The sequence below is a fragment of the Maricaulis virginensis genome, assembly GCF_027922185.1.
GTDB classification, from domain to species: domain Bacteria; phylum Pseudomonadota; class Alphaproteobacteria; order Caulobacterales; family Maricaulaceae; genus Maricaulis; species Maricaulis virginensis.
In genome coordinates this window covers 162187-187190 of record NZ_BSFE01000004.1, presented here as the reverse complement: position 1 = coordinate 187190, position 25004 = coordinate 162187, and the positions used below count along the sequence as shown (strand labels likewise).

Genomic DNA, 25004 nt, shown 5'->3' with positions numbered 1-25004 from the left:
AGCTGCGCTGTACGCGGGACTCGCCTGCCGGGCGAGCCTGTGCGCGACTGTGGTCCTGACAAGGGAGGACGATCATGACACCGCAAGTGAAGCACTTTCTCGACACCTGGCACCGCGCCGTTGAAACCCGCGACGAGACGCTGCTGGCGTCGATCATCGCGGAGGGCTGCGAGCTGCACTCGCCGGTCGTCTGGAAACCGTCGGCCGACACGCACTACCTGCTGCACATCCTGATGGGCGTGATCACCACGATCGAGGGTTTTGCCTATCGCCAGCAATGGGTGGACGGCAACGAGATCATCCTGGAATTCACCGGCACGGTGGACGGCAAGGGCCTTGTCGGCATCGACAAGATCTCGCTCGACGATGCCGGTCACATGAACCGGATCGAGGTGCTGATCCGGCCGATGAACACGCTGCTGGAATTCGCCACACGCATGCGCGAGCACGCGCTGCGCTACAAGCCGGAGGCGGCCAATGGCTAACCGGCTCGGCCTTCTCATCACAAGCGTCGCCGTGCTGGCGGCGAGCGGTTGCTCGGACAATTCCGAACCCGCGATTTCGGCGGTTGAGGAAGCCGTTCCCGGCTATCTCGAACGCCTGTACGCCCCGGGCATGGCCGTGGCCGTGATCCGCGATGGCGAGCTTGTCTGGGCGGAGGGTTTTGGCCTGACGGGCGTCGAGGCGGACAGCGCGCCTGTCACCCATCGCACCGTTTTCGAATTCGCCTCCCTGTCCAAGCCGGTCTTCGCGGCGATTGCCGCCGGGCAGGCGCAGGAAGGCGTCTACGATCTGGATGAGCCGCTCGGCCCGGCGGCGGACTTTCCCCGTATTGCCGATCCCGAGGCTTTCACCAGTGTGACGCCGCGGATGATCCTGTCGCACGGTACGACGCTGCCCAACTGGGCAGACGAGGCGGGCGGGCCGCTGGAATTCTCTGGAACGCCGGGCTCGCGCTTCCGCTATTCCGGCGAGGCCTACGGCCTGCTGCAGTCGATGCTGGAACGGCGCACCCGGGCCAGCCTGGAAGCGCTGCTCGAGCCGCTCGCGGCCGAGGCGGGCATGACGGACGCCCACTATGCGGCCGGTGAGGCCGGCGCGGCGGAGCCGGTGATGGCGGTCAATCGCGACGGTTCGGTCCGCCCGCGCCGCGATGCGGCCGAGGGACATGCCGCCGCTTCGCTCACGGCCAGCGTGTTCGATTATGGGCGCTTCGTCGCCTGGCTGCTCGATGATGAGCAGGACGATCTTCGCGAGACCCTGTTCACCCCGACCCGGCCGGTCGCGTGGGACGCGTTCGGCCGGGAGGGTGAAATGCCCGAAGGCGTCGAGATCGACTGGGGGCTGGGCTGGGGGCTTTATCGCGAGGACGGCCGCCGGATCGCTTTCCACTGGGGCGACAACGGCGCTTTCAAGTCCTTTGTCGCCATCGATATCGACCGGCGCGACGCCATCGTTTACGCCGCCAATGGCTGGGACGGCCTGTGCGTTGCCGTGCCGCTGGCCGAACCCGTCGTCGGCGATGTCGGCACGATCACCGACTGGCTGAACTACAGCCGTATCGACAGCGGTTCGCCCGTCTGTCCGGACCGGGAGTAGCGGCGATCATGCACTATTCCGGACACTGTCATTGCGGCGCCGTGAAGGCGCGTTTCCAGAGCGAGCGCACGCCGGCCGAGCTGGGTGTGCGCACCTGCCAGTGCGATTTCTGCCGCCGCCAGGGCGCCGTGAACATTTCCGACCCGGCCGGCGCGATCGAGATCGATTGCAGCCCGGACGACATCCATCGCTACCGCTTTGCCTTGCGCACGGCGGATTTTCTGATCTGCAGGACCTGCGGCACCTATGTGGCCGCCGTGATGGGAGAGGGCGAGCGCATCGTCTCGACCATCAATGTCACGGGCCTGCGCATGGCGGACTTCCTCGATATCGAGGAGGCGCCCGCCGATTATGCCGCCGAGACGACCGAGGCCCGTATCGCCCGGCGTTTCGACAAGTGGACGCCCACACGTTTCACGAACCCACAGCTTGCCGCATCCTATTTCGGCCCTCACTGAACGGAAGATACCATGCCTATCCCCATTCTCATGCCGGCCCTTTCGCCCACGATGGAAGAGGGCACGCTGGCCAAATGGCTGATCAAGGAAGGTGACAGCGTCGAGAGCGGCGATGTCATTGCCGAGATCGAGACCGACAAGGCGACGATGGAAGTCGAGGCCGTCGAGGAGGGCGTGGTCGCCAAACTCCTGGTCGAGGAAGGCACCGAGGGCGTGAAGGTCAATTCGCCGATCGCCATGCTGGCCGAGGAGGGCGAGAATCCCGACGAGATTGAGGCGCCCGAAGCCGGCAGCGAAAGCGCCGCGGCCTCAAGTGCGTCCGATGAGGACGGTTCGGACGAGGTGCAGGACGAAACGCCGGATGCGCCGGAGGGCGAGCCGGTCTTTGTCGATCATTCCGCGCCGGACGCCTCCGATCCGGAACTGCCGGAAGGCACGAAAATGGTCGAGACCACGGTGCGCGACGCGCTGCGTGACGCCATGGCCGAGGAAATGCGCCGCGACGAGACCGTCTTCGTGATGGGCGAGGAAGTTGCCGAATACGAAGGCGCCTACAAGGTGACGCGCGGCCTGCTGGCGGAATTCGGTCCCAAGCGCGTGGTCGACACGCCGATCACCGAGCACGGCTTTGCCGGCCTGGGCGTCGGTGCGGCCTTCAACGGTCTCAAGCCGATCGTCGAGTTCATGACCTTCAATTTCGCCATGCAGGCGATCGACCAGATCATCAATTCGGCCGCCAAGACGCTCTACATGTCCGGCGGCCAGATGGGCTGTCCCATCGTCTTCCGCGGCCCCAACTCGGCCGCCAGCCGGGTCGGTGCCCAGCACTCCCAGGACTATTCCGCCTGGTATGCCAATGTGCCTGGCCTCAAGGTGATCGCGCCCTATGACGCGGCCGACGCCAAGGGCCTGCTCAAGGCCGCGATCCGCGACCCGAACCCGGTCGTCTTCCTGGAACACGAGCTGATCTACGGCGAAACCTTCGACGTGCCGGACACGGACGACTGGGTGCTGCCGATCGGCAAGGCCAAGATCCGTCGCGCCGGCAAGGACGTCACCATCACCGCCCATTCCCGCATGGTCGGTTTCGCCCTCGAGGCGGCCGAGCAGCTCGCGGAGGAGGGGATCGACGCCGAGGTGATCGACCTTCGCACCCTGCGTCCGCTGGACACCGAGACCGTGGTCAATTCGGTGAAAAAGACCAACCGTATCGTCTGCGCCGAGGAAGGCTGGGGCCGCATGGGCGTCGGCGCGGAGATCGCCGCCGTCGTCACCGCCGAGGCCTTCGACTATCTCGACGCCCCGCCCGCCCGCGTCCACCAGGCCGACGTGCCGCTGCCCTATGCCGGTAATCTGGAGAAGCTCTCCCTGCCGGGCGTGGAGGATATCGTGAAGGCAGCGAAGGCTGTCTGCTACGCGGAGTAGGGTGGATGTCGAATGTAGACCTAATTAGTCTAACGAAGACTTTGTCGAGAGATCCGATATTGGCTCTGCTAGAGGCAGCAAGTTATATCCGATCCTCTGTTGATGTAGAGACTGTCAGCGAACCTGAAGCCAACCGCTTGTCGAGTTTTTTGAATGCTCTACTCGATAGAAATGACTATAATAAAGTTAAAAAGTTTGATACTGATGCGACCGATCATCTTGTAGAGATATTGCGAGTAATTTCAGAGCTAGAGGCGGAAGCTGTTGTCGATCAATTATTTGAAGATATTGAAGCTTGTCAGGAGCCTATTGGATTCGCGAAACTGAATGAAAACGAGAAGTCTCAAATTCACTCGCTATTGGCAAAAATAAGACAACTTATAGAGTCCAGCGATATTTCTGACAGAAAGAAAAATGCTCTTTATCACCGTCTGGCTGCATTGCATGAAGAAGTAGATCTGGTCGCCACATCTACTGATCGCTTTTTCGCATTTATGGGTGACATTGCTTTTACTGCAGGTGAAATGGCCAAGAATGCGAAACCCGTTGTGGACGCGTTCAAAGAGATCATGAGTGTTCTGAATTCGCGGCGCGCGGAAGATGAGGGTGTACGCCTTCCGAGCCCTGACGAAATATTGCGCCTGCCGGGAAGTGATACGGAGGGAGAGGCAAAGTGACCAACTCCCCCACCAAATCCTGGCGTCACGGTGAATGCCATTGCGGCGAGGTCGGCTTTGCGGCGAACCTGCCGGACAGCGTTGTTGCGCTGTCTTGCAATTGCTCGGTCTGTTCCAAGTCCGGCTTTATTCATCTCATTGTCGAGAAGGATGATTTCCGGATCGAACGCGGCGCGGAGAGCCTGACGACCTATACGTTCGGCAGCCACACGGCGAAGCACATGTTCTGCTCGCGCTGCGGTGTGAAGGCCTTTTATGTCCCGCGCTCGCATCCGGACGGCTGGACCGTCAATCTGCGCTGCCTGGATGCAGACGCCAATCTCCAGCTCCGCTTCGAGGAATTCGACGGCGCGAACTGGGAAGACAATGTTGTGAAGATCAATCCGGAGCTCGGCCAGTAGGCCGACCACGAGGACGAGACCCATGTCGATTGAAATCCTGATGCCCGCCCTGTCGCCCACGATGGAAGAGGGCACGCTGGCCAAATGGCATGTGAAAAAGGGCGATACCGTCGAGAGCGGTGACGTCATTGCCGAGATCGAGACCGACAAGGCGACCATGGAAGTGGAAGCCGTCGACGAGGGCGTCGTCGGCGAGATCCGGGTCTCCGAAGGCACGGAGGGCGTGAAGGTCAACGCCGTCATCGCCATCCTGCTGGAAGAGGGCGAGGACGAGAGCGCGCTTTCTGCCCCCGCCGAAGGTGGGGGAAGTGGCTCCGCCAAGGGCGGAGACGAAGGGGGCGCTGGCGAAGCCAGCGAAAAGGCCGAAACGAAGTCCGAAGCCAAGTCGCAGACATCCTCCGGCAGCGCCAGCACGCGCAAGCTTGAAGACGTGCCTGCCGAAAGCAAGGCACCGCCGCCGCCGTCCAGGGATGGCGACCGGATCAAGGCCAGCCCGCTGGCGCGCCGCATCGCGGCCGACAAGGGTCTGGACCTGAAAACCATCGAGGGTTCCGGCCCTTACGGCCGGATCGTCAAGCGTGACGTCGAGAAAGCCCAGCCGTCGGCCGCGCCGTCCAAAGCTGCCGAGGCCCCGGCCGCGGCTCCGGTCGACATGGACGATCCGCTCAAGGCCTATGGCATCGCCCGTGACCGCTACGAGGTCGAGAAGGCCGACAATATCACCAAGATTTCCGCCAAGCGCCTGTCCGAGAGCTTCCGGGACATCCCGCACTTCCCGCTCAATGTGGATTGCCGGATCGACGCGCTGCTGGACTTCCGCAAGCGGGTCAATGCGGCCGCCGAGAAGGATGGCGACAAGGTCTCGGTCAACGACATCCTGATCAAGGCGTCCGGCCTGGCGCTGAAGAAGGTGCCGGCGGCGAATTCCTCCTGGATCGAGGGCGGACATATCGCCCGGCACAAGCATGCGGACGTTTCCGTCGCCGTGGCGATCGAGGGCGGTCTGATCACGCCGATCGTCAAGGATGCCGATCAAAAGGGCCTGGTCGAGATTTCCCGCGAGATGAAAGACCTGGCTGCCCGCGCCCGCGAGAAGAAGCTGAAGCCCGAGGAATTCCAGGGCGGCACGTTCTCGCTCTCCAATCTGGGCATGTTCGGCATCGACAGCTTCGCCTCCATCATCAACCCGCCCCAGGGCATGATCCTGTCGGTCGGGGCCGGCGAAGAACGCCCGGTCGTCAAGGACGGGGCGCTCGCGATCGCGACGGTGATGACGGTGACGCTGACCTGCGATCACCGCGTGGTCGATGGCGCCACCGGCGCGAAGTGGCTGCAGGCGTTCAAGACCTTCGTCGAAGACCCGATGACGATGCTGATGTAGCCACGGGTCTCCGACGTCCGACGTTCAGGCAGGCCGGTCAGTCCGGCTGGCCGAGCGCCAGGATCTCGGCCAGCAATTCGCCGTAGGCTGTCATCCCCAGGCGCGGCGTGCCGGGCTGGTCGGTATCCATGCGGTGAACGATGACCATATCGCGGCTGGGAATGACGGTCAGATAATGTCCGCCTGCGCCGGCGCCGGTATACATGTCCGGTGCCAGACCGGCCGCTTCTGCGCTCGCGTCATCTGCCGGTTTCCACCACATATAGCCATAGCCGCCCGCCCAGGCGCCCGGCCATTCGGTCTGAGAGTGGGTGGCCGTGCTGTCGGCGACCCACGCGGCCGAAATCAGCTGCTCGCCATTCCACTGCCCGTCCTGCAGGAAGAGCTGGCCGAACAGTGCCAGATCGCGGGCCGAGATGCGCAGGTGATAGGCCGGGAAGGCCGTGCCCGGCGCGTAGAAGCGGTAGGAGCCGAAAGCGTTCCAGTCCTGCATGCACATGGGTTCGGCGAACATGCGCTGGAAGGCACCATTATAGGTGCGATGCGATACACGCTCGAAGATATGCCCTGCAACATTGAAGTCCCAGTTGTTGTAATACCAGTGCTCGCCGGGCGCATAGGCGCCGCGCTCCGGCCGGGAATCGGCCATGGCCTGCGTCTCGGCGGCCGAGGCGATGTAGACGCCTGAGCGGGCGGTGATGATGTCGCGCACGGTCGCGCTGCGTTCGGTCTCGGTCAGCCCGGGCAGATCATCGATTTCCAGCTCGGCAAGTGTTGTGTCCAGCGTGATCGCGCCATTGTCGACCAGCACGCCGATCATCGCGCTCATCACGGATTTGCGCAGCGAGTGCAGCAGGAAGGGACGTTCGATCTCGCCCCGGCTGTACACAATCTCGCCACCCTGCACGATCATCAGCGCGGCCGAGCCGAGCTCTTCGGCGCGTGCATCCAGCGCTGCGAGATCGCTCCCGCTCCAGCCGAGCGCGGCCGGATCGGCGGCGCTTGCCAGCGGATAGACGCTGCAGTCCGGCGCGCCCTGCGCCAGCGCCGTTCCGGACAGAACAGCCAGGCTGGACGCGGCGGCAATGGAAATCCGCGTCAGAAGCGCGGTGTGATGATTGAACATGAAATCCCCCAGTTCAGTGGCCGGTTGTCCGGCGTGCGGGATCTTTCTTGGCGATGCCGCCCCATCCGGAGTGTGACCGGCAGATGTCGATCTGTTCAGATGCGCCGCCGCGTCCCCCGAACCGGGGAGGGCGGCATGCGCCCGCAGCAGGCACACTGCCCGCATGTCCTGTATCTCGATCCTTTTTCTGGGCCTCGCCGCCCTGCAGGCTCCTGCCGGCGTCCATCCGGACCTGGCGGTCCTGGCGCCCTATGAGGGCCTGTGGCAGAGCGAAGACGGTGCGCGGGCGCTGCATGTCGAGATCGCCGGAGAGACCGCCGCCCGCCTGCGCTACGGCGTCTGGCAGGATGACGCCTGGTATTGGCAGCCGGCCTGGCAGATCGAGGTCAGCCCCCATGGCGGCTGGCCGAAGGGCTGGCAGCCCCACGAGACCCGCAACGACTCGCCGCTGGAACTGCACGATGACACCGATCCGGGCATCGAGTGGCACCGCGATTCCGGCGCCTACGGTATGGGCCATATCGTCGAGATCGATATCTGGGACGAACCGCAGGAAGGCCGCTTCACCTGGCTGCGCCTGCATTCACGCCGCAATGGCACGGACCGTGTCGGCGAGGGCGTGTGGATCGCTGTGACCGGGTAGCTGCACCCGCGGATGCGAAGCCCTGCAAATACCGGTAGTTTCCGGTTTCCTGCAGGAGGCCGATCATGACATCCCAGCCCGCCCATCTCGCCGAAATCCGCCATACCGATCTGGTGTTTCCGCACCAGACCAATCACCAGGGCAGCTATTTCGGCGGTGCGGCCATGGCCGAGATGGACAAGGTCGCCTTCCTCGTCGCGGCGCGGCATGCAAGGCGGCCCTTCGTGACGGCGTCGTGCGACAAGCTGGATTTCGTTGCACCGGCCCATGTCGGCGATCTGGTCGAGCTGACCGGCCAGGTGCGCATGGTGGGGCGGCATTCGATGATCGTCGATGTCGAACTGGCGGCGGAGAATCTCCTGACCGGCGTACGTCATATCTGCACCCGTGGCGCTTTCACCATGGTCGCTGCCGACCGCAAGGCCAATCCGGACCGCCTGCCGCCGGCGCCCGATTCGCGGCCCGATTTCGCGCCCAGCCCGGCGGGTTATGCGCGCACGCTGCAGCTCGTCTTTCCGGGTGACACCAATCATCTGGGCCAGTTGTTCGGCGGCAATGCCATGTCGCTGATGGGCAAGGCGGCCTATATCGCCGCCTCGCGCCACACGCGCGGCAATGTCGGCATGGCCGCATCCGACAAGATCGACTTCATCGCCCCCACGAAAGAGGGCGAGCTGCTGGACGTGATCGCGGATGTGGTGTCGGTCGGCCGCACCTCGATGCAGGTCGCGGTGCGCGCGGAAGCCGAGGATCTGATGAGCGGCGAGCGCCGTCTCGTCGGCGAGGCAAGCTATGTCATGGTGGCGCTGGACGGGGACGGGCAGCCGACCCCGGCATCGCCCCTGAAAGTCTAGCGTAATTTCATCGCTATTGAGCTCTGGGCTTTCAAAGCGGTCGCACTTTCGAACCGCAAAACCGGTTCCCACTCTTGCCGAAAATGCTCCGGCCGGAACTACTGGTCCCGGCGCGGACCGCCGGCACCGCCCGGCAGGTTCTGCTCGCCGCCGAACTGTTCGGACGGCAGACGGCCGACATTGCCCAGCAGCTGTTCCAGGAAGCTCAGCTCGCGGCCGCGGGTCGGGGTTTCGCGATCGGCATAGGCGACGATACGGCCGTCCTGCAGCGAGTATTCATTCACCGTGGCGACCGTGCCCGCATCGTCGAAGCTGACCGCGATGATGCGGCGATCGCGCGTGGCCGGGCGCAGATAGGCCAGGCTCTCGCGGGTCGAGGAGATGTAGTACCAGGTGTCTTCCTCGAACGTGCCCGTGGTCGAGGGATTGCCCAGACGCGCCAGAACCGTGTCGCGGGTGTCTTCGGCCGGCACGATGTTCGGCTCTTCGGTCACCGTGTAGCGATAGCCGTGGGAGCGAAGCACCGGGTTGCAGGCCGAAACGCCGGCAGCGCTGACGGCAACCAGAAGGGCGAGGCTGAGGTGACGCTTCATGGACTTCAAAACTCCCTGGCGAACGACGGGCAGGCACATCGCGGCCCTGTTGCCGTGTCTTGACCTAACCAAGGGTGAGCTTAGCTTCAAGCGCGAATTGATGGGAGCCCGCAATCGCATGCTGCGCCGCCTGTTTGCACCCAAGCCGGAAAAACAGACCGCTCAAACGCTCTATCGCGCCATTGTCGACGCTGCGCGCCAGCCCGCCCTGTATGGCGAGGCGGGCGTGGCCGACACGCTGGAAGGGCGTTTCGAACTGGTCGTGCTTCACACAGCCCTGGCGATCCTGGAATTGCGCACATCGCAGGACGAGAAGGCCAAGGCCGTCAGCCAGGCCCTGTTCGATGTCATGTTCGACGATTTCGATGCGGCCATGCGCGAGCTCGGTGTGGGAGATTCGGCGGTCGGCAAGAAGATCCGCTTCATGGCAGAGGGCTTTTACGGCCGCGCCCAGGCCCTCCAGACGGCACTGGAAGCAGAGGATGAAGGCCGGGAATTGCAGCAGGTTCTCGCCCGCAATCTGCTCGGGCTCGAAACCCCGGACGCACGCGCAGAACGCCTTGCCCTATACGTCAACTCGGCCGCTGCCGCATTGCGCGGGCAGGGGGCTGAACCGCTCGTGGCCGGTGAGCGCCCGGCCTTTCCCGCGGCGTGACAGCAGGCCTGCCGCCTTGCATCTCGACAATCATGGTCTAAGTTCCGCGGGCTCCGGCGCTACGCCACCCTTGCGAAGGATTGAATATCGCGGCTCATGACAGCTATCCCCACGATTTCCGTTGACGCCATGGGGGGCGATCTGGGTCCCCAGGCGGTCGTCGAGGGTATTGGCCATGCGCTCAAACGCTGGCCGGACCGCAAGGTGAAATACCTTCTTCACGGCGATGAAGCCTTGCTCAAACCGCTGCTGGACAAGAACCCCAAGGTCGCCGCCGTCTGCGAATTGCGGCACACCGACACGCTCGTCCAGATGACCGACAAACCCTCCGAGGCCGTGCGCCGGGCGCGCGGCTCCTCGATGTGGAACGCCATCCAGTCGGTGAAGGCCGGGGAGGCCGGCGCCATCGTGTCCTCCGGCAATACCGGCGCGCTGATGGCGATCTCCAAGGTCATCCTGCGCATGAAGAAGGGTGTGCACCGCCCGGCGATCTCGGCCAACTGGCCGACGCCGAAGGGGCATACCGTCGTGCTCGATGTCGGTGCCAATGTGCAGTGCGGTGCGACCCAGCTCGTGGAATTCGCGATTCTCGGCGAGGCCTATCACCGCGCCGTGTTCGGCGGCGAGGCGCCCACCGTGGGCCTGCTGAATGTCGGCCAGGAAGAGCTCAAGGGGAATGATATCGTGCGTGAGGCGGACCAGCTGATCCGCTCCTCCGGTCTCGATATCGCCTATCAGGGCTTCATCGAGGGCAATGACATCTCCGGCGGCAGCATCGATGTCGTGGTGACGGACGGCTTCACGGGCAATATCGCCCTGAAGACCGCCGAGGGCACGGCGCGCCTGGTCGCCGGCTGGGTGCGCGAGGCGCTGACCAGCTCCCTGCTCAGCAAGATCGCCGCCGGCCTCCTCTCGCTCGGCGCGCTCGACCGGCTGCGCCAGCGCATGGACCCGCGCTATATCAATGGCGGTGTGCTGCTGGGCCTCAAGGGCATCGTGGTGAAGAGCCATGGCGGTGCCGATGGCGAAGGCTTCGCCTCTGCACTGGGTCTTGCCTATGTCATGGCCCGGAGTGATTTCATGTCCGAGATCCGCAAGAATCTCGACAAGTTCGCCCAATCCGAAGAACAGGGTGTCGCTGCGGCCTCATGACCGACCGACTTGCGCGTATTGCCGGCATCGGGAGCTATCTGCCCGACCGGATTCTCTCCAATGACGACCTCGCCGCCATGGTGGATACCAGCGACAGCTGGATCCGCGAGCGCACGGGGATCCGTCAGCGTCATATCGCACCGGACGGCGTGACCACGGCGGACCTGGCCGAGCAGGCCTGCCGCCGTGCGCTCGACGATGCCGGGCTGACCGCCGAGGATGTCGATCTGATCGTCGTGGCAACCACGACGCCCGACTTCACCTTTCCCTCGGTCGGTACCATGCTGCAGGCGCGGCTGGGTGCCACGAAGGGCGCGGCCTTCGACGTGCAGGCCGTGTGCACCGGGTTCGTCTATGCGCTCTCGGTCGCCGACAACATGATCGCACGCGGCCAGGCGGAAACGGCGCTGGTCGTCGGGGCCGAGACGATGTCCCGCATTCTCGACTGGACCGACCGTTCGACCTGCGTGCTGTTCGGCGACGGGGCGGGGGCCATGGTGCTGACCGCCGGCGAACCGGCCGGGACCGAAGGCGCCGACGGCGTGCTGGCGACCTATCTGCGCTCGGACGGCCGCTTCAAGGATCTGCTCCATGTCGATGGCGGCCCGTCCTCCACCGGCACGGTCGGTCATCTGCGCATGATCGGCAACCAGGTCTTCCGCCATGCCGTCACCAATATCGCCGAGTCGATGACGACGATCGCCGGCCGGGCCGGCGTGTCGATCGAGGAGGTCGACTGGTTCGTGCCGCATCAGGCCAATCAGCGGATCCTGGAAGGCGTCGCGCGGAAGTTGTCGATCCCGACCGAAAAAGTGATCTCCACCGTGGCCGATCATGGCAATACCTCGGCCGCCTCCGTTCCGCTCGCCTTCGACCGGGCGGTCCAGGACGGCCGGATCAAGCGGGGCGATCTCGTTTTGATGGAGGCGCTGGGCGGCGGTTTCACCTGGGGCGCGGTCCTGGCGCGCTTCTAGCGCGAAATTATCGTGTTTATTCCGTCGAACCAAGGCCTTGGCGTTGACCTGACCGGGCAAGGAGGCGTAGCCTGTCTTCATCTATGTGGGGATGGTTATGTCGGATAAAACTTTAACGCGAGCCGATCTGGCGGAAGCCGTGTACCAGGAAGTCGGATTGTCGCGGCAGGAATCGGCCGATCTCGTTCAATCCGTACTCGGCATGATCTCGGATACGCTGGCCTCGGGCGAGAGTGTCAAACTCTCATCCTTCGGGTCATTCCTGTTGCGTGACAAGCGCGGCCGGGTCGGGCGCAATCCCAAGACCGGTGTGGAAGTCCCGATCGACGCCCGCCGCGTTCTGGTATTCAAACCGTCGCAAGTCTTGAAGGAGCGCGTCGACTCCTCCCTGTCCAAGGACTGATCCCGAGCGGGCAGGGCGGCGCTGGCGCGGTAGCACATGTCGGTCAGCAAGAAATCGCCGGAAGCCTTCCGGACCATCTCCGAAGCCGCCGAGGAGCTGGATGTGCCCGCGCACGTCCTGCGTTTCTGGGAGAGCAAGTTTCCCCAGATCAGTCCGCTCAAGCGGGCCGGCGGGCGCCGCTTCTACCGGCCGCAGGATTTGCAGCTCCTGCGCGGCATCAAGCGGCTGCTCTATGAAGACGGGTTCACCATCAAGGGCGCCCGCAAATTCCTCAAGGATAATGGCGTCGCCTCCGTGATGGACCTCGGCGCCGGTGTGGTTGAAACCGGGCCGATGGCGGTCGATGCCGCCGATATCGAAACGCCGGCAGCGGCCGCGCCGCGTCCGGCCGACGGGCCGCAGCGCCAGCTGCACGACATCATCGCCGATCTCGAGAACGCCCGCGCCAAGCTGAAATCGGCCATCGAGCCGTAAGCCGCACCGATTGCATTTTCCGCTGACAGGCTGGTTGCAGCCGGTTTCGCCTCACCCTATAACCAGCCTCCCCATCGGACGGGTCCGCCTGTCCAAAAGTGAGTGTCGGAGCGTGGCGCAGCCCGGTTAGCGCACCGGTCTGGGGGACCGGGGGTCGCGAGTTCGAATCTCGCCGCTCCGACCATTTTTCGTGTTGAGCACGCCCACTATTGTCATCCCGGCAGGATGCCCTGCGCAAGCGGGGCGTAAAGCCGGGATCCATACGCTCGTTGCTGGACGAAAGCAGGGTCGACTTTGGTGATAGCCCGATAAGCACCGTGATGATGGGTCCCGGACCTCCACCCGGCTCAAGGCCGGGCATGCGTCCGGGATGACAACAGAGGCTAGGGCAAAAAACGAAGCCTTACCGTCCCAAAGCCGCCTTCATCACATCCTTCATCGGCACGTCCGGATTGACCAGATCGTCCAGGTCCGGTTTTGCGCGCTGGGCAATCATCATCTTGGCGGCCATGAAACCGTGAGCGTCATTGACGCAATCCGCCGCGATCAACACGCCGTCCTTTAGATGGAAAAGTGTGAAATGGCCGGCGGCCGGGTCGGCCGGCCGGCGCTGCAGCGTCGTGTCCTGCTGGCCGATCACGCCGGCGGTCTGCAGTTTCAGCTCGAACTGGTCGGACCAGAACCAGGGCACTTCCGGCTTGGGCGCCGGTGTACCGCAGATCGCCGCGGCCGCGTGCTTGGCCTGGTCGAGCGCATTGGGCACGGATTCCAGCCGGATCCGTGTACCGGTCAGCCAGTTCTCCTGCTCGGCACAATCGCCGATCGCGAAGATGGCAGGATCCGAGGTGCGGCATTCGCTGTCGACACTGATCCCGTTACCCGTCGTCAGGCCTGCAGCGGAGGCGAGTTCCTGATTGGGCAGGACGCCGATGCCGACCAGCACGCTGTCGCAGACGATCTCGCGACCGTCGGCCAGCAGCACGGCGCCGGCACGGCCCTGGCTGCCCTCGATGGCCTCGACCTGGGCGGAGAGTTCGACCGTCACACCGCGCGTGCGGTGGGCGTCGAGATAGAAGGCTGACAATTCCGGCACCGCGACGCGGGCCAGAAGCCTGTCCATCGCCTCGATTACCACGGGTTGGGCGCCCAGCTTCTTCGCCACCGAGGCCGCTTCCAGGCCGATATAACCGCCACCGACAATGGCTATCCGCTTGCCCGGCTGGAAATCGGCCTTCAGAACGTCGATATCGGCAATGGTGCGCAAATAGCGCACGCCATCGAGATCGGCGCCGGGCACGGGCAGGGGGCGCACGCGAGATCCCGTGGCGATGACGAGATGGGTATAGGTCTGCGTCGTGCCATCGTCGAAGCGGACGGTTTTCGCGTCCCGGTCGATGGCTGTGGCGGTGACGCCCAGGCGCAGCTCGACCTTCTGGTCGGCCCAGACGTCCGGCGGCTGCAGCCACAGCCGGTCCTCGCCGATCTCGCCAGCCAGATAGGCCTTGGACAGCGGCGGACGCTGGTAGGGCGGATGCGGTTCGCTGCCGGCGAGGACAATCCGTCCGTCGAAACCGGACCGCCGCAGGCTCGCGGCACATTGCCCGCCGGCCTGGCCGGCCCCCAGAATGATCACCGTCGCATCCGTCATGCTCTATCGATCCCCGTCGTGATTGTCGTCTTTTGCTCTGTCTGCGACACAATGGCGCGTCGCTGTACGATGTGCGAGTGCAAACTTGGCCGTGCAAGCCTGAAGCTGCGCCCCGGGCCTTGCCCCCTCCGTCGATTGCGGTAGTTACCGCGCAGCGGAGGTTCCATGGCCTACCATACGAGTACCACCAGTCGCGCCGTTTCCAACTGGCTGCTCATCGTCGCCCTGATGGTCGTCGGCATGATCATTGTCGGCGGCACGACGCGGCTGACCGACAGTGGCCTGTCGATCACCGAATGGAAGCCGATCTCCGGCGCCATCCCGCCGCTCACCCAGTCCGACTGGGAGGAGGAATTCCGCCTCTACCAGCGCACCACCGAATTCCAGGAACAGAATTCCGCCATGACGCTGGCGGAGTTCGAGTTCATTTTCTGGTGGGAGTGGGGGCATCGCCAGCTCGGCCGTATCATCGGCCTGGTCTTCGCCATTCCCTTTGTCTTCTTCTGGCTGCGCGGGCATCTGAGTGCGCGCCTCAAGCCGCGCCTCTTCATCCTTCTGTGCATGGGCGGCGCGCAGGGCGCGATCGGCTGGTGGATGGTCGCCAGCGGGCTGGTCGACCGTCTGGATGTCAGCCAGTACCGGCTGGCCACGCATCTGGGCATGGCCTTCATCATTCTGGGCTATTCGGTCTGGCTGTCGCTGGAAGCGCGGTTCGGACCGCCACCCCTGCGCCGCGGCACGCTGGCCGGCGTTTCCTTCGCCCTCCTGGCCCTGGTCTTCCTGCAGATCATACTGGGCGCCTTCGTGGCCGGGCTGGATGCGGGCCGCATCTACAACACCTGGCCGCTGATGAATGGCGATCTGGTCCCGGAGGGCTATCTGGGCGGAATGAATTTCTTCCCGGCGATCTTCGAGAGCCATGCGGCGGTGCAGATGCATCACCGCTGGACAGGCTATCTCGTTGCGCTGGCCGTGTTCGCCTACGCCGTGACGATCTGGCGCGAGCCGCGCGTGTCGCTGAAGCCCTTCATGGTGATCTTGCCGGCCCTGGTGATCGGTCAGGTCGCCCTGGGCATCGCCGCATTGCTGGCGGTCGTGCCCCTGGGCCTGTCACTGGCGCATCAGCTGGGTGCCGTCCTGCTGTTCGTTGCAACACTGTGCGCCGCCTGGACGGCGCGGCGGGCCGCTTAGCCCGCCTCGCCGTCGGTCTGCGTGCCGACCGGATTGCTGCCGGTGATCACGGCGCGTGAGAAGGCGTCGCGGGAGATTACTTTCACACGCTGGTCGGCCTGGTCGAAGATCGACAGCATGCCGTTGGAATAGGCGGTGAAACCGTAATCGGCCGGCGACACGGCGATCGCACCCGGCCGGCCGATGCCCGGCGTGGACAGGCCATCGACGACATCGATGGCATCGCGCTCTTCCAGCGTGCGGGCATCGAAGCTGCGCACAGTCTCGCCGGCGCCGTCGGTGGCCAGGAGCAGGCGCGTACCGGAAAACTCGCCCACGGCGATGCCGGAGGCGGGGATGTTGGCTTCGGCCAGGACCGCGCCCTCGGCCGACAGGCGGGTCACGCCGGCAGCGGGGCTGGCGGTATAGATATCGCCATCGAATACGGCACACTGGCGCGCCGGGGCGGGCAGCGGGAAGCTGCGCATCTCTTCCACCGACAGCGTGTCGCCACCGGCATCGCGCACGCGCCAGACATTGGCGGTCGCACCGGTTTCCAGCACCACGAGTTCGACAAAGCCGGCACCTTCACGCAGCAGGCACAGGCCGGCCACACCGCCATCCGTACCGGTCTCGCCGAGCGGCAGGTCGAGCACCTGGGTGCCGTTGCGCACGATGGCATAGCCGAACACGGCGCCATTATCGGGCGAGGCGCCGAAGACCAGCGGCAGGTCTTCCCCGCGCAGCTGGAAGTCCGGGGCGGTCGCCAGACCAGTCAGGCGCGCACCGGCATGACGCCGCTGCAGCTCACCGTCCAGATTGAAGATGTCCAGACCGCCTTCACGCGGCGCCGAAATCACCAGGCCGAGCGAAGGGGCGTCGCCGTCCGGCAGGAAGGCGAGGGCACTGGCACCGCCTTCCACACCGGTGAAAGCTGCCGTGACCAGCACTTCCAGCGTCTCCGGACCGCTTGCCGCATCCGGCGTCTCGGCTGCGTCCTCGCCTGTCTGGCCGCAGGCGGCCAGCGCCAGCAGGCTGGTGCCTACAGCGAGCGCTCTGACCAGGGACCGCGCACCGCGAAGGTGCGGCCGGGATTGCGCTGAATGTTGAAAAACAGGGTCGAACCGTCGGGACTGAAGCATGGACCACAAATCTCGCTTTTCTCGCCGAGCGCGTCGGCATCGGCATTCCGGCCGATCGTATACACGCGGCCTTCGGGCGTCACGCCGCGGATGTACTGATCCTCGTCGCCGTCTTCCACGACGATGAGATCACCCCAGGGCGCCACGCAGACGTTGTCGCATTTCTCCATCACGCGTGCATCGTCCGATTGCACGAAGAGCTGCAGGCGGCCGGGCTGTTCGGATTCGCGGTCCGTGCCCTCGAACGGGCTCGGCTGGTAGCGGAAGATCTGGCCGATGCGTTCCGGGCCGCCATCGGTGCAGGCGAAATAGCATTCATTCTCGCCCCACCACAGGCCCTCGCCGCGGGTGAACATGGCGGCGCCATCGGCATGGCCGCGCTCGGCGAGGTCATTGTCGGGGTTCTCGACATCGGCGAGATCGACCCACTCCACCTCCAGCCAGTCACCGACCGGCAGGCTGTTGCCGGTCCAGTTGCGGGTATCGAGACCCGGCTGACCGCGCACAGCCAGCGCCTGCAGGCGGCCGCCGCGCGCCAGCTCGCCCGGCACGTCCGGGATATAGCGGTAGAAGAGCGCCAGGCCCCGGCGGTCTTCGGTCTGGTAGACGCAGCCCGAGGCCGGATCGACGGCAATCGCCTCGTGACGGAAACGGCCCATGCCGGTGATCGGCACCGGGGTCACCAGGCCCGTCGCATCCGCGGGCACCTCGAAACAATAGCCATGATCGACCCGGGCATCGCCGCCGACCTGCCACTCGGTCTCCTCGCAGGTGATCCAGCTGCCCCAGGGCGTCGGCCCGCCGGCGCAATTATTGATCGTGCCGGCGAGCGACATGTATTGCTCGGTCACCTCCAGGGTTTCCGGATCGACGACCAGGTGGGTCGTTCCGCCCAGATGCGGTGCGCCGTCATCGGTCCAGTCATGCACCTTGTCGCGATCGATCAGCTCGAGACCGGCCGCATCGGGTCCGAAGGCGGATTTCTCGATCTCGTCCGGCGTGAGCTCGTGATTGCGCACTAGGACCCATTTGCCGTCCGCGCGGGTGAAACAGGCCATGCCGTCGAAATCGCCCGGCGCAACAAGACCGTCGGTCATGGCATCGCCGACGGTGGAGATGACCTCATAGGTGAAGCCCTCGGGCAGGTCGAACAGGCCGGCCGGATCGGCCACCAGCGCGCCATAGCCTTCGACCTGGTTCAGCCAGGGCTGGGTAATCCCGTCAGCCCGTGCACAACCGGCCAGAGCCGGCAGTCCGGCGAAGGCGACGGAGGTCGCTGTGGCGGATTTCAGGAAATTGCGGCGGGACAGGGACATCGAACAACTCCGGACGGTCTGGGGAGGGTGTAATTTAGTGTGGCAATACAACGGGTTCACGACGGAAAAATGACGTATGCGATATATGTGGTATCATTTGACCGTATGCGCAGGTGTATAAAATTCAACGCGGAATTCCGCCGAGGCTTGACCGGTTCGTATTTCACCTCTAAACGGCGCGCTCGAATTCAAACCGGGGCCGACCGGCCAAAGGCGAGAGAGTTATGAAGACCTATTCCGTGAAACCGGCGGATGTCGAGAAGAAGTGGGTCGTGATCGATGCAGAAGGCGCCGTTGTCGGCCGTCTGGCTGCCTACATCGCGACGCGTCTTCGCGGCAAGCACCGTCCGGACTACACCCCGCATGTCGACATGGGCGACAATGTGATCGTCGTGAATGCCGAGAAGGTCGTGTTCACCGGCCGCAAGCGCGACGACAAGCGTTACTACTGGCACACCGGCCACCCGGGCGGCATCAAGGAAACCAGCCCGGCGAAGCTGCTGGACGGCCGTTTCCCGGAACGCGTCGTCGAGAAGGCCGTGCTGCGCATGCTGCCGAAAGACAGCCCGCTGGCCCGCAAGCAGTTCTCGAACCTGCGTGTTTACGCCGGTGCCGACCACAAGCATGAGGCCCAACAGCCGGAAGTGGTCGACTTCAAGTCCATGAACACCAAGAATTCGCGAGGCTGATATGAGTGACGAAGCCCGCTCGCTCGAAGACCTGAAAGACGTCATGAAGGACGCCGACACCGGCGCCGTCGCGACTGAAGAGTCTGTCCCGGCCGAGCCCAAGATCGACGAACACGGCCGCGCCTACGCGACCGGCAAGCGCAAGAACGCGGTCGCCCGCGTCTGGATCAAGCGCGGCAATGGCAAGATCACTGTGAACGGCAAGGACCAGGAGCAGTATTTCGCCCGCCCGGTTCTGCGCATGCTGCTCCAGCAGCCGCTGGAAACCGCCGAGCGCAAGGACGAGTTCGACATTGTCGCCACCGTCGTCGGCGGCGGCCTGTCCGGTCAGGCCGGTGCCGTGCGTCACGGTATCTCCAAGGCGCTGACCCTGTTCGAACCGGGCCTGCGCCCGGTGCTCAAGGCCAACGGCTTCCTCACCCGCGACAGCCGCGTGGTCGAGCGCAAGAAGTACGGCCGCAAGAAGGCCCGCCGCAGCTTCCAGTTCTCGAAGCGCTAAGGGTTTTCGGAGCGATCCGATTTCAAAGAGACGGGCGGTGCCGCTGGCGCCGCCCGTTTTTTTATTGCGGGGTCACCGCCACAGCCTGCCCAGCTCCTCGGCCAGTATGTCATAGACCAGCCGGATCTTGCGGCTGGTATTGAGTTCGCGGTGGGTGACCAGCCAGACCGGGACCGGGATATGGGGCAGGGCGGGAAAGACCGGCTCCAGATCGGGACAGAAACCGATCATGTCGCGCGTCACCACGCCGACGCCGAAACCCTGGCGGATCAGGGCGAGATAGGCCGGCCCGCTTTCCGAGGTGACACGGAAACTCTCCGGTGTGAGATCGAGCCCCAGCTCCCGTAGAAATTCCAGGATGCGCGGATCGCGCTCGAAACCGACAAAGTCGAGCCGGCTGACCTCCTCCGCCGTTTGCGGCCGGCCCACCCGGTCGAGAAAGGCCGGCGCGGCATAAAGATGCGCACTGGTCTCGCCCAGCAGGCGGGCGATCAGGTCCGGCTGGTCCGGGCGGCCGTGCCGGATGGCGATATCCGCCTCGCGCTTGGTCAGGTCACGTACCGTGTTGGAGGCGATGATCTCGATCTGCAGTTTCGGCGCGATCGTGCGCAGGCGTTCCAGCGCCGGCGGCAGGAAATAGGTCGCCACCAGGTCGGTCGATGTGATCGAGACATAGCCGTCGACCGAATTGGCCTGGCCGGACGCGGTCAGCGAGATGCGCTGGGCCGCTTCGCCCATGGCGCGGACATGTTCGACCAGTTCCAGCGCTGCCCCGGTCGGCCGCATGCCGCGCGGGCCGCGCTCGAACAGGGTGATGCCCAGGGCCTCTTCCAGCGCCGTGATCTGGCGCGACAGGGTTGGCTGGGTCTGGCCCAGAGCGCGGGCGGCTGCGGAAAACGAGCCTTCCTCCACCGTCGCCAGAAAGGCGCGGACCTGGTTCCAGTCAAAGGCGATACTCGTCCAGTTCATCGGTTTTCGTATATCAGCTACAGGGATTTGCAGATTTATATCCGATTTGCGTATGGGTACATGGGGATCTGACCAACAGGGGATTGAACCGATGGACCGCAACCGCCGCTTCTGGGACCGCACGGCGAAAAAATACTTCAAGGCGCCGATCGGCGACGAGGCGGCCTATGAGCACAAGCTGGAAAAGACGCGGGAGTATCTCACGCCCGACAGCGAGGTACTGGAATTCGGCTGCGGCACGGGCGGCACGGCCGTGCTGCACGCCCCCCATGTAAAGCATTACCTGGCCACCGACATTTCCGATGAAATGCTCAATTTCGGCCGCGAACGGGCGCGCGAGGCCGGTGTGCAGAACATCACCTTCCAGCGCGCGAATTTCGACGAGCTGGACGCGGCACCGGAAAGCTTCGATGCCGTCCTCGGCCTGTCCATCATCCATTTGATGCAGGATCCCGAAGCCGCGATCGCCCGCGCCTTCCGCCTGCTCAAACCCGGCGGCGTCTTCGTCACCAGCACGGTGTGTATCGCCGACGGGCTGTGGTTCCTGGTGCCCGTCATCCCGCTCATGCAGCTCTTCGGCCTGGCCCCGCACGTAAAATTCCTGTCGGCCCGCCGCCTTCGCAAAAGCATGGAAACCGCCGGTTTCACAATTGAGTACGAATGGTGGCCCAAACGCTCCAAGGCCCTCTTCCTGGTCTGCCGCAAGCCGGGGTAGGGGGCTCGGGCAGGCCAAGGCCGCCCTCAATTTGTCATCCTACGCATTTTTCCTTGTCATCCTACGCATTTTCCCGGCCGGACGCCCGGCCAAGGCCGGGCGCAGTGCCGGGTTCTATGGGAAGCGCATCGCTTGAAATGATCTTCGGTCGGTCCCGGATCTGCAGCCTGCCTGCGCAGGCCTCCGTCCGGGAAAAGTGAGAGCGTTGGAAGAGAAGGCACCAACGCTCCAACAAGCACCGTCACCCTGACGAAAGTCAGGGCCCAGTTCATAGAGCGCGGTGGCCGCGATCTCGCACTTATCCCTCACATCGCCGACATTCGATCTGAGCCCGCCTGGCGAAAATCTCCCTTTACGATCTGGGTCCTGACTTTCGTCAGGATGACGGAGTGTGGGACCTGGGCCGGAAACTTATCCCCGCCCGCTCATTTGCCCTTACCATCGTCATCGGTTTCCGGGATGGGAGGCATGAGCTCAGTCCCTTGTGCCCGGGAGCGTGCGGAGCTCGTCCGCGCCTGGTGGGTGACAGCATCAGGCTCCGGCGTGGCCATCTGCGGGGACACCGGCACAAAGCTCGACCGGAGCGTGCCTGCAGGTTTCGAGACGGGGCCCGCAAGGGACCCGGGTAAATCTCCGCGTGCGGGATGCCTCGGGCATCACCACCAACACTTCAAATCGGACACGATGTCCGCCGTGCATCCCGCACCCCTCTCATATCTCCAGGGTTCTGCCCGTGGAGGGTTTCGTGCTGGGTGGCATCACCACACACTGCTTTCCCCGGATTTATTCCGGGGCCGGGGGAAGTGGAGGGAGTGGGGCGAAAACTGCGTCCCCCGCATTTCCGCAGGCCTGCCAGCAGCAGGCTCAACTTGATGGAAACCGCGCACGGGCTTATGTGCTGGGCATGGCCAATCTGATCGACAATACGGCGCGCAGCGCCGCGTCCGACGCCCGCGCTGCCCGTCACCCGGAAAAGCAGAAGCGTGCCGATACGCCCGTCCTGCGCAAGCCGGACTGGATCCGCGTCAAGGCGCCGCTGGGCAAGACCTTCTCGGAGACGCAGGAGATCGTGAAAAAGGGCGGTCTCGTCACCGTGTGCGAGGAAGCCGGCTGTCCGAATATCGGCGAGTGCTGGGAGCAGAAGCACGCCACCTTCATGATCCTGGGCGATACCTGTACCCGCGCCTGTTCCTTCTGCAATGTGAAGACCGGCCTGCCGGGCCCGGTCGATCATGACGAGGCCCGCCGCGTTGCCGAGGCGACGGCCCAGATGGGGCTGAACCATGTCGTCATCACCTCGGTCGACCGCGACGATCTGGACGATGGCGGTGCCCAGCACTTTGTCGATGTGATCGAGGCGATCCGCCGCGAGACGCCGGGTACGACGATCGAGATCCTCACTCCGGACTTCCTGCGCAAGCCGGGTGCGGCCGAGCGCGTCATTGATGCCAGGCCGGACGTGTTCAACCACAATCTGGAAACCGTGCCGCGGCTCTATCTCTCGATCCGTCCGGGCGCGCGCTACTACCATTCCCTGCGCCTTCTGGAGCGGGTGAAGGAGCGCGATCCGGCGCAATTCACCAAATCGGGCATCATGGTCGGCCTGGGCGAGACCAAGGAAGAAGTGATGCAGGTGATGGACGATATGCGCTCCGCCGGCATCGATTTTTTGACCATCGGCCAGTATCTCCAGCCGACGCGCAAGCACGCCGCCGTCGACCGTTTCGTCACGCCGGACGAGTTCAAGGCCTATGAGACGATCGCGCGCGCCAAGGGTTTCCTGATGGTGTCGGCGACGCCGCTGACACGTTCGAGCCACCATGCCGGCGATGATTTCCGCAAGCTCCGCGAGGCGCGCGACGCCATGCTGGCGCGCGGCTGACGGGGCCGGCGTGACCGTCGAGACCCGCGAACGCCTGCGGCTTTTCCATGCGCCGGACGATCTGTTCGATCTGGTGATGGATGTGCGCAGCTATCCCGAATTCATCGAGCAGATCACCGCGATGCGCGTGCTCAATGAAGCGCGCGACGGACCGCTGACCGAGCTGACGGCGGAAGCGCGGGTGCGCTATAAATTCGTCTCCGAACGCTTCACCTCGCGGGTGATCGCCGACGCCTCGCGCCGCTCGATCGATGTGAGTTTCGTGGCCGGGCCCTTCCGGGTGCTGGAGAACGCCTGGCGGTTCCGCGAATTGTCGGACGGCTCCACCCTGGTGGAGTTCTCCATCCGGGCGGCGTTCAAGAACCCGATCCTGCAGATGCTGCTGGAGACCAATCGCGAGCGGGCGGGCCGTGTCCTGGTGCAGAAGTTCTCGGCCGAGGCTGAACGGCGCTATACCCGGACTGGCAATCCGTCCAGGGACTTATCCAAAGAAATCGACGCCCTGCGATAACAGGTCGAGGGCCGTGGCCACGCTGGCCAGGCGCACGGCATCGCGGCCGCGATCACCGAAACGGTGGACCTCGGTGATCGTCGCGCCATCGCGGCGGGCGAGGGCGAAATGCACCAGGCCGGCCGGCTTGCGCTCCGATCCGCCCGGACCGGCCACGCCCGTGATCGCCACGGCGATATCTGCATTCGAGCGCAGCAGCGCTTCCTCGGCCATGCGGCGGGCGACCTCGTCGGACACGGCCCCCTGCGCCTCGATGACGCGCGCCGGAATGCCCAGCATTTCGGTCTTGGCGGCGTTGGAATAGGTCACGAAGCCGCGATCCACCACATCCGAAGATCCCGGGATCTCGGTCAGCAGCGCGCTCACGAGGCCGCCAGTGCAGCTTTCCGCCGTGGCGATCATCACGCCGGCGGTGCGCGCCCGGTCCAGCAGGGTTTCCGCCTGGTCGACGAGGGAGTGATTGAAGATCATGACAGTCTCGCGGTGACGATGGCCTGGGCGGCGAGGCCCTCGCCGCGCCCGGTGAAGCCGAGTTTTTCCGTCGTGGTGGCCTTGATGTTGACGCGCTTTGGATCGAGTCGCAGGAGCTGCGCCAGCCGGGTCCGCATCGCCTCGCGATAGGGCCCGATCTTCGGCCGTTCGGCGATCAGTGTGACATCGGCATGGATGACCTCGCCGCCGGCTTGCCCGAGCAGCTCCAGCGCATGCAGGAGAAACGCGTCCGAGGCGGCGCCTTTCCATTTCGGGTCGGAGGGCGGGAAGTGCTGGCCGATATCGCCGGCGCCGGCACAGCCCAGCACCGCATCGGTGACGGCATGCAGCCCCGCATCGGCATCGGAATGCCCCACAAGGCCCAGACCTTCATGCAATTCCACACCGCACAGCCACATCGTTTCGGCCGGCTCGAGACGGTGAACATCGAAACCCTGGCCGCTCACCGTGATCGTCTCGCCCATCAGCATCGCCTCCGCGCGCCGGAAATCGGCCGGCATGGTCAGTTTGAAATTCTCCGCTTCGCCCTCGACGGTGTGAACCTGACCGCCTGCGGCGAGGATCACCGCGGCATCGTCCGCCAGCCCGCCGCCGCCGAGCCGGGCATAGGCCGCGCTCAGCGTATCGAAGCGGAAGGCCTGCGGTGTCTGGGCAGCACGCACGACCGCCCGGTCGACGGGTTCGACGATCGTGCCATCGGTCATCACCCGCATCAGTGCATCGGTAGCGGGCAGGGCGGGGATCACGGCTGCGTGCCGGTCCAGCGCCTCGGCGAGGCGATCGATCAATGCGGAGGACAGGAAGGGGCGCGCGGCGTCATGGATCATCACCGCATCGGGGGCATCGTCTGCCAGAGCCGCCAGCCCGGCCCGGACGCTATCGGTCCGGGTGGCTCCGCCGGGCACCGTTGTGAAACTGCGGGCGGTTTCCCCGCGCACGGCCTCGACATGATCCGTATCCTGTGGATTGACGACCACAACGACCCGGCGGATTGCAGCATGGCCGGCGAGCGCGTCCAGCGTCCGCGCCAGCACGCTGCGGCTTGCCAGGGACCTGAATTGCTTGGGAATACCGCCGCCGGCGCGCTCGCCGCGTCCTGCAGCCACGATGATGGCATCGATTGTCATCCGGCACCCTCATGCATTGCCGCAGCGCA

General features: G+C 64.7%; 28 protein-coding genes and 1 tRNA gene. 21 read left to right on the top strand and 8 right to left on the bottom strand.

The features are described 5' to 3' along the window. Positions 1 to 74 precede the first annotated feature (74 nt). The 7 genes from PKE71_RS09305 to PKE71_RS09275 are packed head-to-tail and all read left to right on the top strand — an operon-like array spanning position 75 to position 5941. Positions 75 to 485 (top strand): hypothetical protein, encoded by a 411-nt coding sequence (locus PKE71_RS09305; protein WP_271186690.1) that lies wholly within the window; start codon positions 75 to 77, stop codon positions 483 to 485. Next, positions 478 to 1599: a serine hydrolase domain-containing protein gene (locus PKE71_RS09300; RefSeq protein WP_271186689.1), complete on the top strand. Its 1122-nt coding sequence runs from the start codon at positions 478 to 480 to the stop codon at positions 1597 to 1599. The genes PKE71_RS09305 and PKE71_RS09300 overlap by 8 nt, the downstream gene beginning before the upstream one ends. A gap of 8 nt (positions 1600 to 1607) precedes the next feature. Beyond that, complete coding sequence (locus PKE71_RS09295) at positions 1608 to 2057, top strand: GFA family protein (RefSeq protein ID WP_271186688.1); 450 nt, start codon at positions 1608 to 1610, stop codon at positions 2055 to 2057. A gap of 12 nt (positions 2058 to 2069) precedes the next feature. Continuing rightward, positions 2070 to 3482, top strand: coding sequence for a pyruvate dehydrogenase complex E1 component subunit beta (locus PKE71_RS09290; protein ID WP_271186687.1), 1413 nt, complete (start codon positions 2070 to 2072; stop codon positions 3480 to 3482). Between the two features lie 59 nt (positions 3483 to 3541). Next, positions 3542 to 4159, top strand: a complete 618-nt coding sequence (locus PKE71_RS09285; protein WP_271186686.1) for a hypothetical protein — start codon at positions 3542 to 3544, stop codon at positions 4157 to 4159. After that, positions 4156 to 4560 (top strand): GFA family protein, encoded by a 405-nt coding sequence (locus PKE71_RS09280; protein ID WP_271186685.1) that lies wholly within the window; start codon positions 4156 to 4158, stop codon positions 4558 to 4560. The genes PKE71_RS09285 and PKE71_RS09280 overlap by 4 nt, the downstream gene beginning before the upstream one ends. Before the next feature lie 22 nt (positions 4561 to 4582). Continuing rightward, a complete protein-coding gene (locus PKE71_RS09275; RefSeq protein WP_271186684.1) occupies positions 4583 to 5941 on the top strand; it encodes a pyruvate dehydrogenase complex dihydrolipoamide acetyltransferase in 1359 nt (452 codons plus the stop codon). Positions 5942 to 5978: 37 nt separating this feature from the next. Here PKE71_RS09275 and PKE71_RS09270 read toward each other — a convergent pair whose 3' ends face one another. After that, positions 5979 to 7067 carry a serine hydrolase domain-containing protein gene (locus tag PKE71_RS09270; protein WP_271186683.1) on the bottom strand — a complete coding sequence of 363 codons (1089 nt, stop codon included), beginning with the start codon at positions 7065 to 7067 and terminating at the stop codon, positions 5979 to 5981. 163 nt (positions 7068 to 7230) lie between these two features. On the opposite strand from PKE71_RS09270, the gene PKE71_RS09265 reads away from it, so the two are divergent. Next, entirely contained in the window at positions 7231 to 7710 is a 480-nt protein-coding gene (locus PKE71_RS09265) for a hypothetical protein (RefSeq protein ID WP_271186682.1), read from the top strand. Between the two features lie 65 nt (positions 7711 to 7775). Beyond that, positions 7776 to 8564, top strand: coding sequence for an acyl-CoA thioesterase (locus tag PKE71_RS09260; protein ID WP_271186681.1), 789 nt, complete (start codon positions 7776 to 7778; stop codon positions 8562 to 8564). A gap of 98 nt (positions 8565 to 8662) precedes the next feature. Here the strand turns inward: PKE71_RS09260 and PKE71_RS09255 are convergent, their stop codons facing one another. Beyond that, positions 8663 to 9157 (bottom strand): outer membrane protein assembly factor BamE, encoded by a 495-nt coding sequence (locus PKE71_RS09255; RefSeq protein ID WP_271186680.1) that lies wholly within the window; start codon positions 9155 to 9157, stop codon positions 8663 to 8665. Between the two features lie 118 nt (positions 9158 to 9275). On the opposite strand from PKE71_RS09255, the gene PKE71_RS09250 reads away from it, so the two are divergent. From PKE71_RS09250 to PKE71_RS09225, 6 genes are all read left to right on the top strand, one after another. Next, entirely contained in the window at positions 9276 to 9812 is a 537-nt protein-coding gene (locus tag PKE71_RS09250; protein ID WP_271186679.1) for a ubiquinol-cytochrome C chaperone family protein, read from the top strand. Between the two features lie 96 nt (positions 9813 to 9908). Then, positions 9909 to 10964: a phosphate acyltransferase PlsX gene (gene plsX / locus PKE71_RS09245; protein ID WP_271186678.1), complete on the top strand. Its 1056-nt coding sequence runs from the start codon at positions 9909 to 9911 to the stop codon at positions 10962 to 10964. Beyond that, positions 10961 to 11938, top strand: coding sequence for a beta-ketoacyl-ACP synthase III (locus PKE71_RS09240; protein WP_271186677.1), 978 nt, complete (start codon positions 10961 to 10963; stop codon positions 11936 to 11938). Before plsX ends, PKE71_RS09240 begins: the two co-directional genes overlap by 4 nt. 97 nt (positions 11939 to 12035) lie before the next feature. After that, positions 12036 to 12341 (top strand): integration host factor subunit alpha, encoded by a 306-nt coding sequence (locus PKE71_RS09235; RefSeq protein WP_271186676.1) that lies wholly within the window; start codon positions 12036 to 12038, stop codon positions 12339 to 12341. Positions 12342 to 12377: 36 nt separating this feature from the next. After that, entirely contained in the window at positions 12378 to 12815 is a 438-nt protein-coding gene (locus PKE71_RS09230; RefSeq protein WP_271186675.1) for a MerR family transcriptional regulator, read from the top strand. Between the two features lie 106 nt (positions 12816 to 12921). Continuing rightward, positions 12922 to 12999, top strand: a tRNA-Pro gene (locus PKE71_RS09225). Positions 13000 to 13218: 219 nt separating this feature from the next. Here PKE71_RS09225 and PKE71_RS09220 read toward each other — a convergent pair. After that, positions 13219 to 14463: an NAD(P)/FAD-dependent oxidoreductase gene (locus PKE71_RS09220; RefSeq protein ID WP_271186674.1), complete on the bottom strand. Its 1245-nt coding sequence runs from the start codon at positions 14461 to 14463 to the stop codon at positions 13219 to 13221. Between the two features lie 165 nt (positions 14464 to 14628). Here PKE71_RS09220 and PKE71_RS09215 point away from each other — a divergent pair, with 165 nt between their 5' ends. Then, positions 14629 to 15654 (top strand): COX15/CtaA family protein, encoded by a 1026-nt coding sequence (locus PKE71_RS09215; protein WP_271186673.1) that lies wholly within the window; start codon positions 14629 to 14631, stop codon positions 15652 to 15654. On the opposite strand, the gene PKE71_RS09210 is transcribed toward PKE71_RS09215, so the two are convergent. Together PKE71_RS09210 and PKE71_RS09205 are read right to left on the bottom strand one after the other, a co-directional pair. Beyond that, positions 15651 to 16775 carry a hypothetical protein gene (locus PKE71_RS09210; protein ID WP_271186672.1) on the bottom strand — a complete coding sequence of 375 codons (1125 nt, stop codon included), beginning with the start codon at positions 16773 to 16775 and terminating at the stop codon, positions 15651 to 15653. The genes PKE71_RS09215 and PKE71_RS09210 overlap by 4 nt on opposite strands. Then, complete coding sequence (locus PKE71_RS09205; protein WP_271186671.1) at positions 16676 to 18091, bottom strand: alkaline phosphatase PhoX; 1416 nt, start codon at positions 18089 to 18091, stop codon at positions 16676 to 16678. Before PKE71_RS09205 ends, PKE71_RS09210 begins: the two co-directional genes overlap by 100 nt. A 224-nt stretch (positions 18092 to 18315) precedes the next feature. Here PKE71_RS09205 and rplM point away from each other — a divergent pair, with 224 nt between their 5' ends. Both rplM and rpsI read left to right on the top strand, forming a co-directional pair. Further along, on the top strand, positions 18316 to 18780 hold the full coding sequence (gene rplM, locus PKE71_RS09200) for a 50S ribosomal protein L13 (protein WP_271186670.1): 465 nt from the start codon (positions 18316 to 18318) through the stop codon (positions 18778 to 18780). Between the two features lies 1 nt (position 18781). Further along, complete coding sequence (rpsI, locus tag PKE71_RS09195) at positions 18782 to 19279, top strand: 30S ribosomal protein S9 (RefSeq protein ID WP_348508517.1); 498 nt, start codon at positions 18782 to 18784, stop codon at positions 19277 to 19279. A 72-nt stretch (positions 19280 to 19351) separates the two neighbouring features. Here rpsI and PKE71_RS09190 read toward each other — a convergent pair whose 3' ends face one another. Beyond that, on the bottom strand, positions 19352 to 20248 hold the full coding sequence (locus tag PKE71_RS09190; RefSeq protein ID WP_271186669.1) for a LysR family transcriptional regulator: 897 nt from the start codon (positions 20246 to 20248) through the stop codon (positions 19352 to 19354). Positions 20249 to 20339: 91 nt separating this feature from the next. Here PKE71_RS09190 and PKE71_RS09185 point away from each other — a divergent pair, with 91 nt between their 5' ends. From PKE71_RS09185 to PKE71_RS09175, 3 genes are all read left to right on the top strand, one after another. After that, positions 20340 to 20963: a class I SAM-dependent methyltransferase gene (locus tag PKE71_RS09185; RefSeq protein WP_271186668.1), complete on the top strand. Its 624-nt coding sequence runs from the start codon at positions 20340 to 20342 to the stop codon at positions 20961 to 20963. A gap of 904 nt (positions 20964 to 21867) precedes the next feature. Next, positions 21868 to 22845 carry a lipoyl synthase gene (gene lipA, locus PKE71_RS09180; RefSeq protein ID WP_271186667.1) on the top strand — a complete coding sequence of 326 codons (978 nt, stop codon included), beginning with the start codon at positions 21868 to 21870 and terminating at the stop codon, positions 22843 to 22845. Between the two features lie 10 nt (positions 22846 to 22855). Beyond that, positions 22856 to 23356, top strand: coding sequence for a type II toxin-antitoxin system RatA family toxin (locus tag PKE71_RS09175; RefSeq protein ID WP_271186666.1), 501 nt, complete (start codon positions 22856 to 22858; stop codon positions 23354 to 23356). Here the strand turns inward: PKE71_RS09175 and PKE71_RS09170 are convergent. Then, entirely contained in the window at positions 23327 to 23827 is a 501-nt protein-coding gene (locus PKE71_RS09170) for a CinA family protein (protein ID WP_271186665.1), read from the bottom strand. The two genes, PKE71_RS09175 and PKE71_RS09170, sit on opposite strands and share 30 nt — an antisense overlap. After that, complete coding sequence (locus PKE71_RS09165) at positions 23824 to 24975, bottom strand: bifunctional 2-C-methyl-D-erythritol 4-phosphate cytidylyltransferase/2-C-methyl-D-erythritol 2,4-cyclodiphosphate synthase (RefSeq protein ID WP_271186664.1); 1152 nt, start codon at positions 24973 to 24975, stop codon at positions 23824 to 23826. Before PKE71_RS09165 ends, PKE71_RS09170 begins: the two co-directional genes overlap by 4 nt. Positions 24976 to 25004: the final 29 nt, after the last annotated feature.

What these genes read in the sequence shown, in the direction of transcription:
- PKE71_RS09305 (WP_271186690.1), top strand. Translation starts at nt 75, where the DNA reads ATGACACCGCAAGTGAAGCACTTTCTCGACACCTGGCACCGCGCCGTT.
- PKE71_RS09300 (WP_271186689.1), top strand. Translation starts at nt 478, where the DNA reads ATGGCTAACCGGCTCGGCCTTCTCATCACAAGCGTCGCCGTGCTGGCG.
- PKE71_RS09295 (WP_271186688.1), top strand. Translation starts at nt 1,608, where the DNA reads ATGCACTATTCCGGACACTGTCATTGCGGCGCCGTGAAGGCGCGTTTC.
- PKE71_RS09290 (WP_271186687.1), top strand. Translation starts at nt 2,070, where the DNA reads ATGCCTATCCCCATTCTCATGCCGGCCCTTTCGCCCACGATGGAAGAG.
- PKE71_RS09275 (WP_271186684.1), top strand. Translation starts at nt 4,583, where the DNA reads ATGTCGATTGAAATCCTGATGCCCGCCCTGTCGCCCACGATGGAAGAG.
- PKE71_RS09270 (WP_271186683.1), bottom strand. Translation starts at nt 7,067, where the DNA reads ATGTTCAATCATCACACCGCGCTTCTGACGCGGATTTCCATTGCCGCC.
- PKE71_RS09265 (WP_271186682.1), top strand. Translation starts at nt 7,231, where the DNA reads ATGTCCTGTATCTCGATCCTTTTTCTGGGCCTCGCCGCCCTGCAGGCT.
- PKE71_RS09260 (WP_271186681.1), top strand. Translation starts at nt 7,776, where the DNA reads ATGACATCCCAGCCCGCCCATCTCGCCGAAATCCGCCATACCGATCTG.
- PKE71_RS09255 (WP_271186680.1), bottom strand. Translation starts at nt 9,157, where the DNA reads ATGAAGCGTCACCTCAGCCTCGCCCTTCTGGTTGCCGTCAGCGCTGCC.
- PKE71_RS09250 (WP_271186679.1), top strand. Translation starts at nt 9,276, where the DNA reads ATGCTGCGCCGCCTGTTTGCACCCAAGCCGGAAAAACAGACCGCTCAA.
- plsX (WP_271186678.1), top strand. Translation starts at nt 9,909, where the DNA reads ATGACAGCTATCCCCACGATTTCCGTTGACGCCATGGGGGGCGATCTG.
- PKE71_RS09240 (WP_271186677.1), top strand. Translation starts at nt 10,961, where the DNA reads ATGACCGACCGACTTGCGCGTATTGCCGGCATCGGGAGCTATCTGCCC.
- PKE71_RS09235 (WP_271186676.1), top strand. Translation starts at nt 12,036, where the DNA reads ATGTCGGATAAAACTTTAACGCGAGCCGATCTGGCGGAAGCCGTGTAC.
- PKE71_RS09230 (WP_271186675.1), top strand. Translation starts at nt 12,378, where the DNA reads ATGTCGGTCAGCAAGAAATCGCCGGAAGCCTTCCGGACCATCTCCGAA.
- PKE71_RS09220 (WP_271186674.1), bottom strand. Translation starts at nt 14,463, where the DNA reads ATGACGGATGCGACGGTGATCATTCTGGGGGCCGGCCAGGCCGGCGGG.
- PKE71_RS09215 (WP_271186673.1), top strand. Translation starts at nt 14,629, where the DNA reads ATGGCCTACCATACGAGTACCACCAGTCGCGCCGTTTCCAACTGGCTG.
- PKE71_RS09210 (WP_271186672.1), bottom strand. Translation starts at nt 16,775, where the DNA reads ATGCTTCAGTCCCGACGGTTCGACCCTGTTTTTCAACATTCAGCGCAA.
- PKE71_RS09205 (WP_271186671.1), bottom strand. Translation starts at nt 18,091, where the DNA reads ATGTCCCTGTCCCGCCGCAATTTCCTGAAATCCGCCACAGCGACCTCC.
- rplM (WP_271186670.1), top strand. Translation starts at nt 18,316, where the DNA reads ATGAAGACCTATTCCGTGAAACCGGCGGATGTCGAGAAGAAGTGGGTC.
- rpsI (WP_348508517.1), top strand. Translation starts at nt 18,782, where the DNA reads ATGAGTGACGAAGCCCGCTCGCTCGAAGACCTGAAAGACGTCATGAAG.
- PKE71_RS09190 (WP_271186669.1), bottom strand. Translation starts at nt 20,248, where the DNA reads ATGAACTGGACGAGTATCGCCTTTGACTGGAACCAGGTCCGCGCCTTT.
- PKE71_RS09185 (WP_271186668.1), top strand. Translation starts at nt 20,340, where the DNA reads ATGGACCGCAACCGCCGCTTCTGGGACCGCACGGCGAAAAAATACTTC.
- lipA (WP_271186667.1), top strand. Translation starts at nt 21,868, where the DNA reads ATGGCCAATCTGATCGACAATACGGCGCGCAGCGCCGCGTCCGACGCC.
- PKE71_RS09170 (WP_271186665.1), bottom strand. Translation starts at nt 23,827, where the DNA reads ATGATCTTCAATCACTCCCTCGTCGACCAGGCGGAAACCCTGCTGGAC.
- PKE71_RS09165 (WP_271186664.1), bottom strand. Translation starts at nt 24,975, where the DNA reads ATGACAATCGATGCCATCATCGTGGCTGCAGGACGCGGCGAGCGCGCC.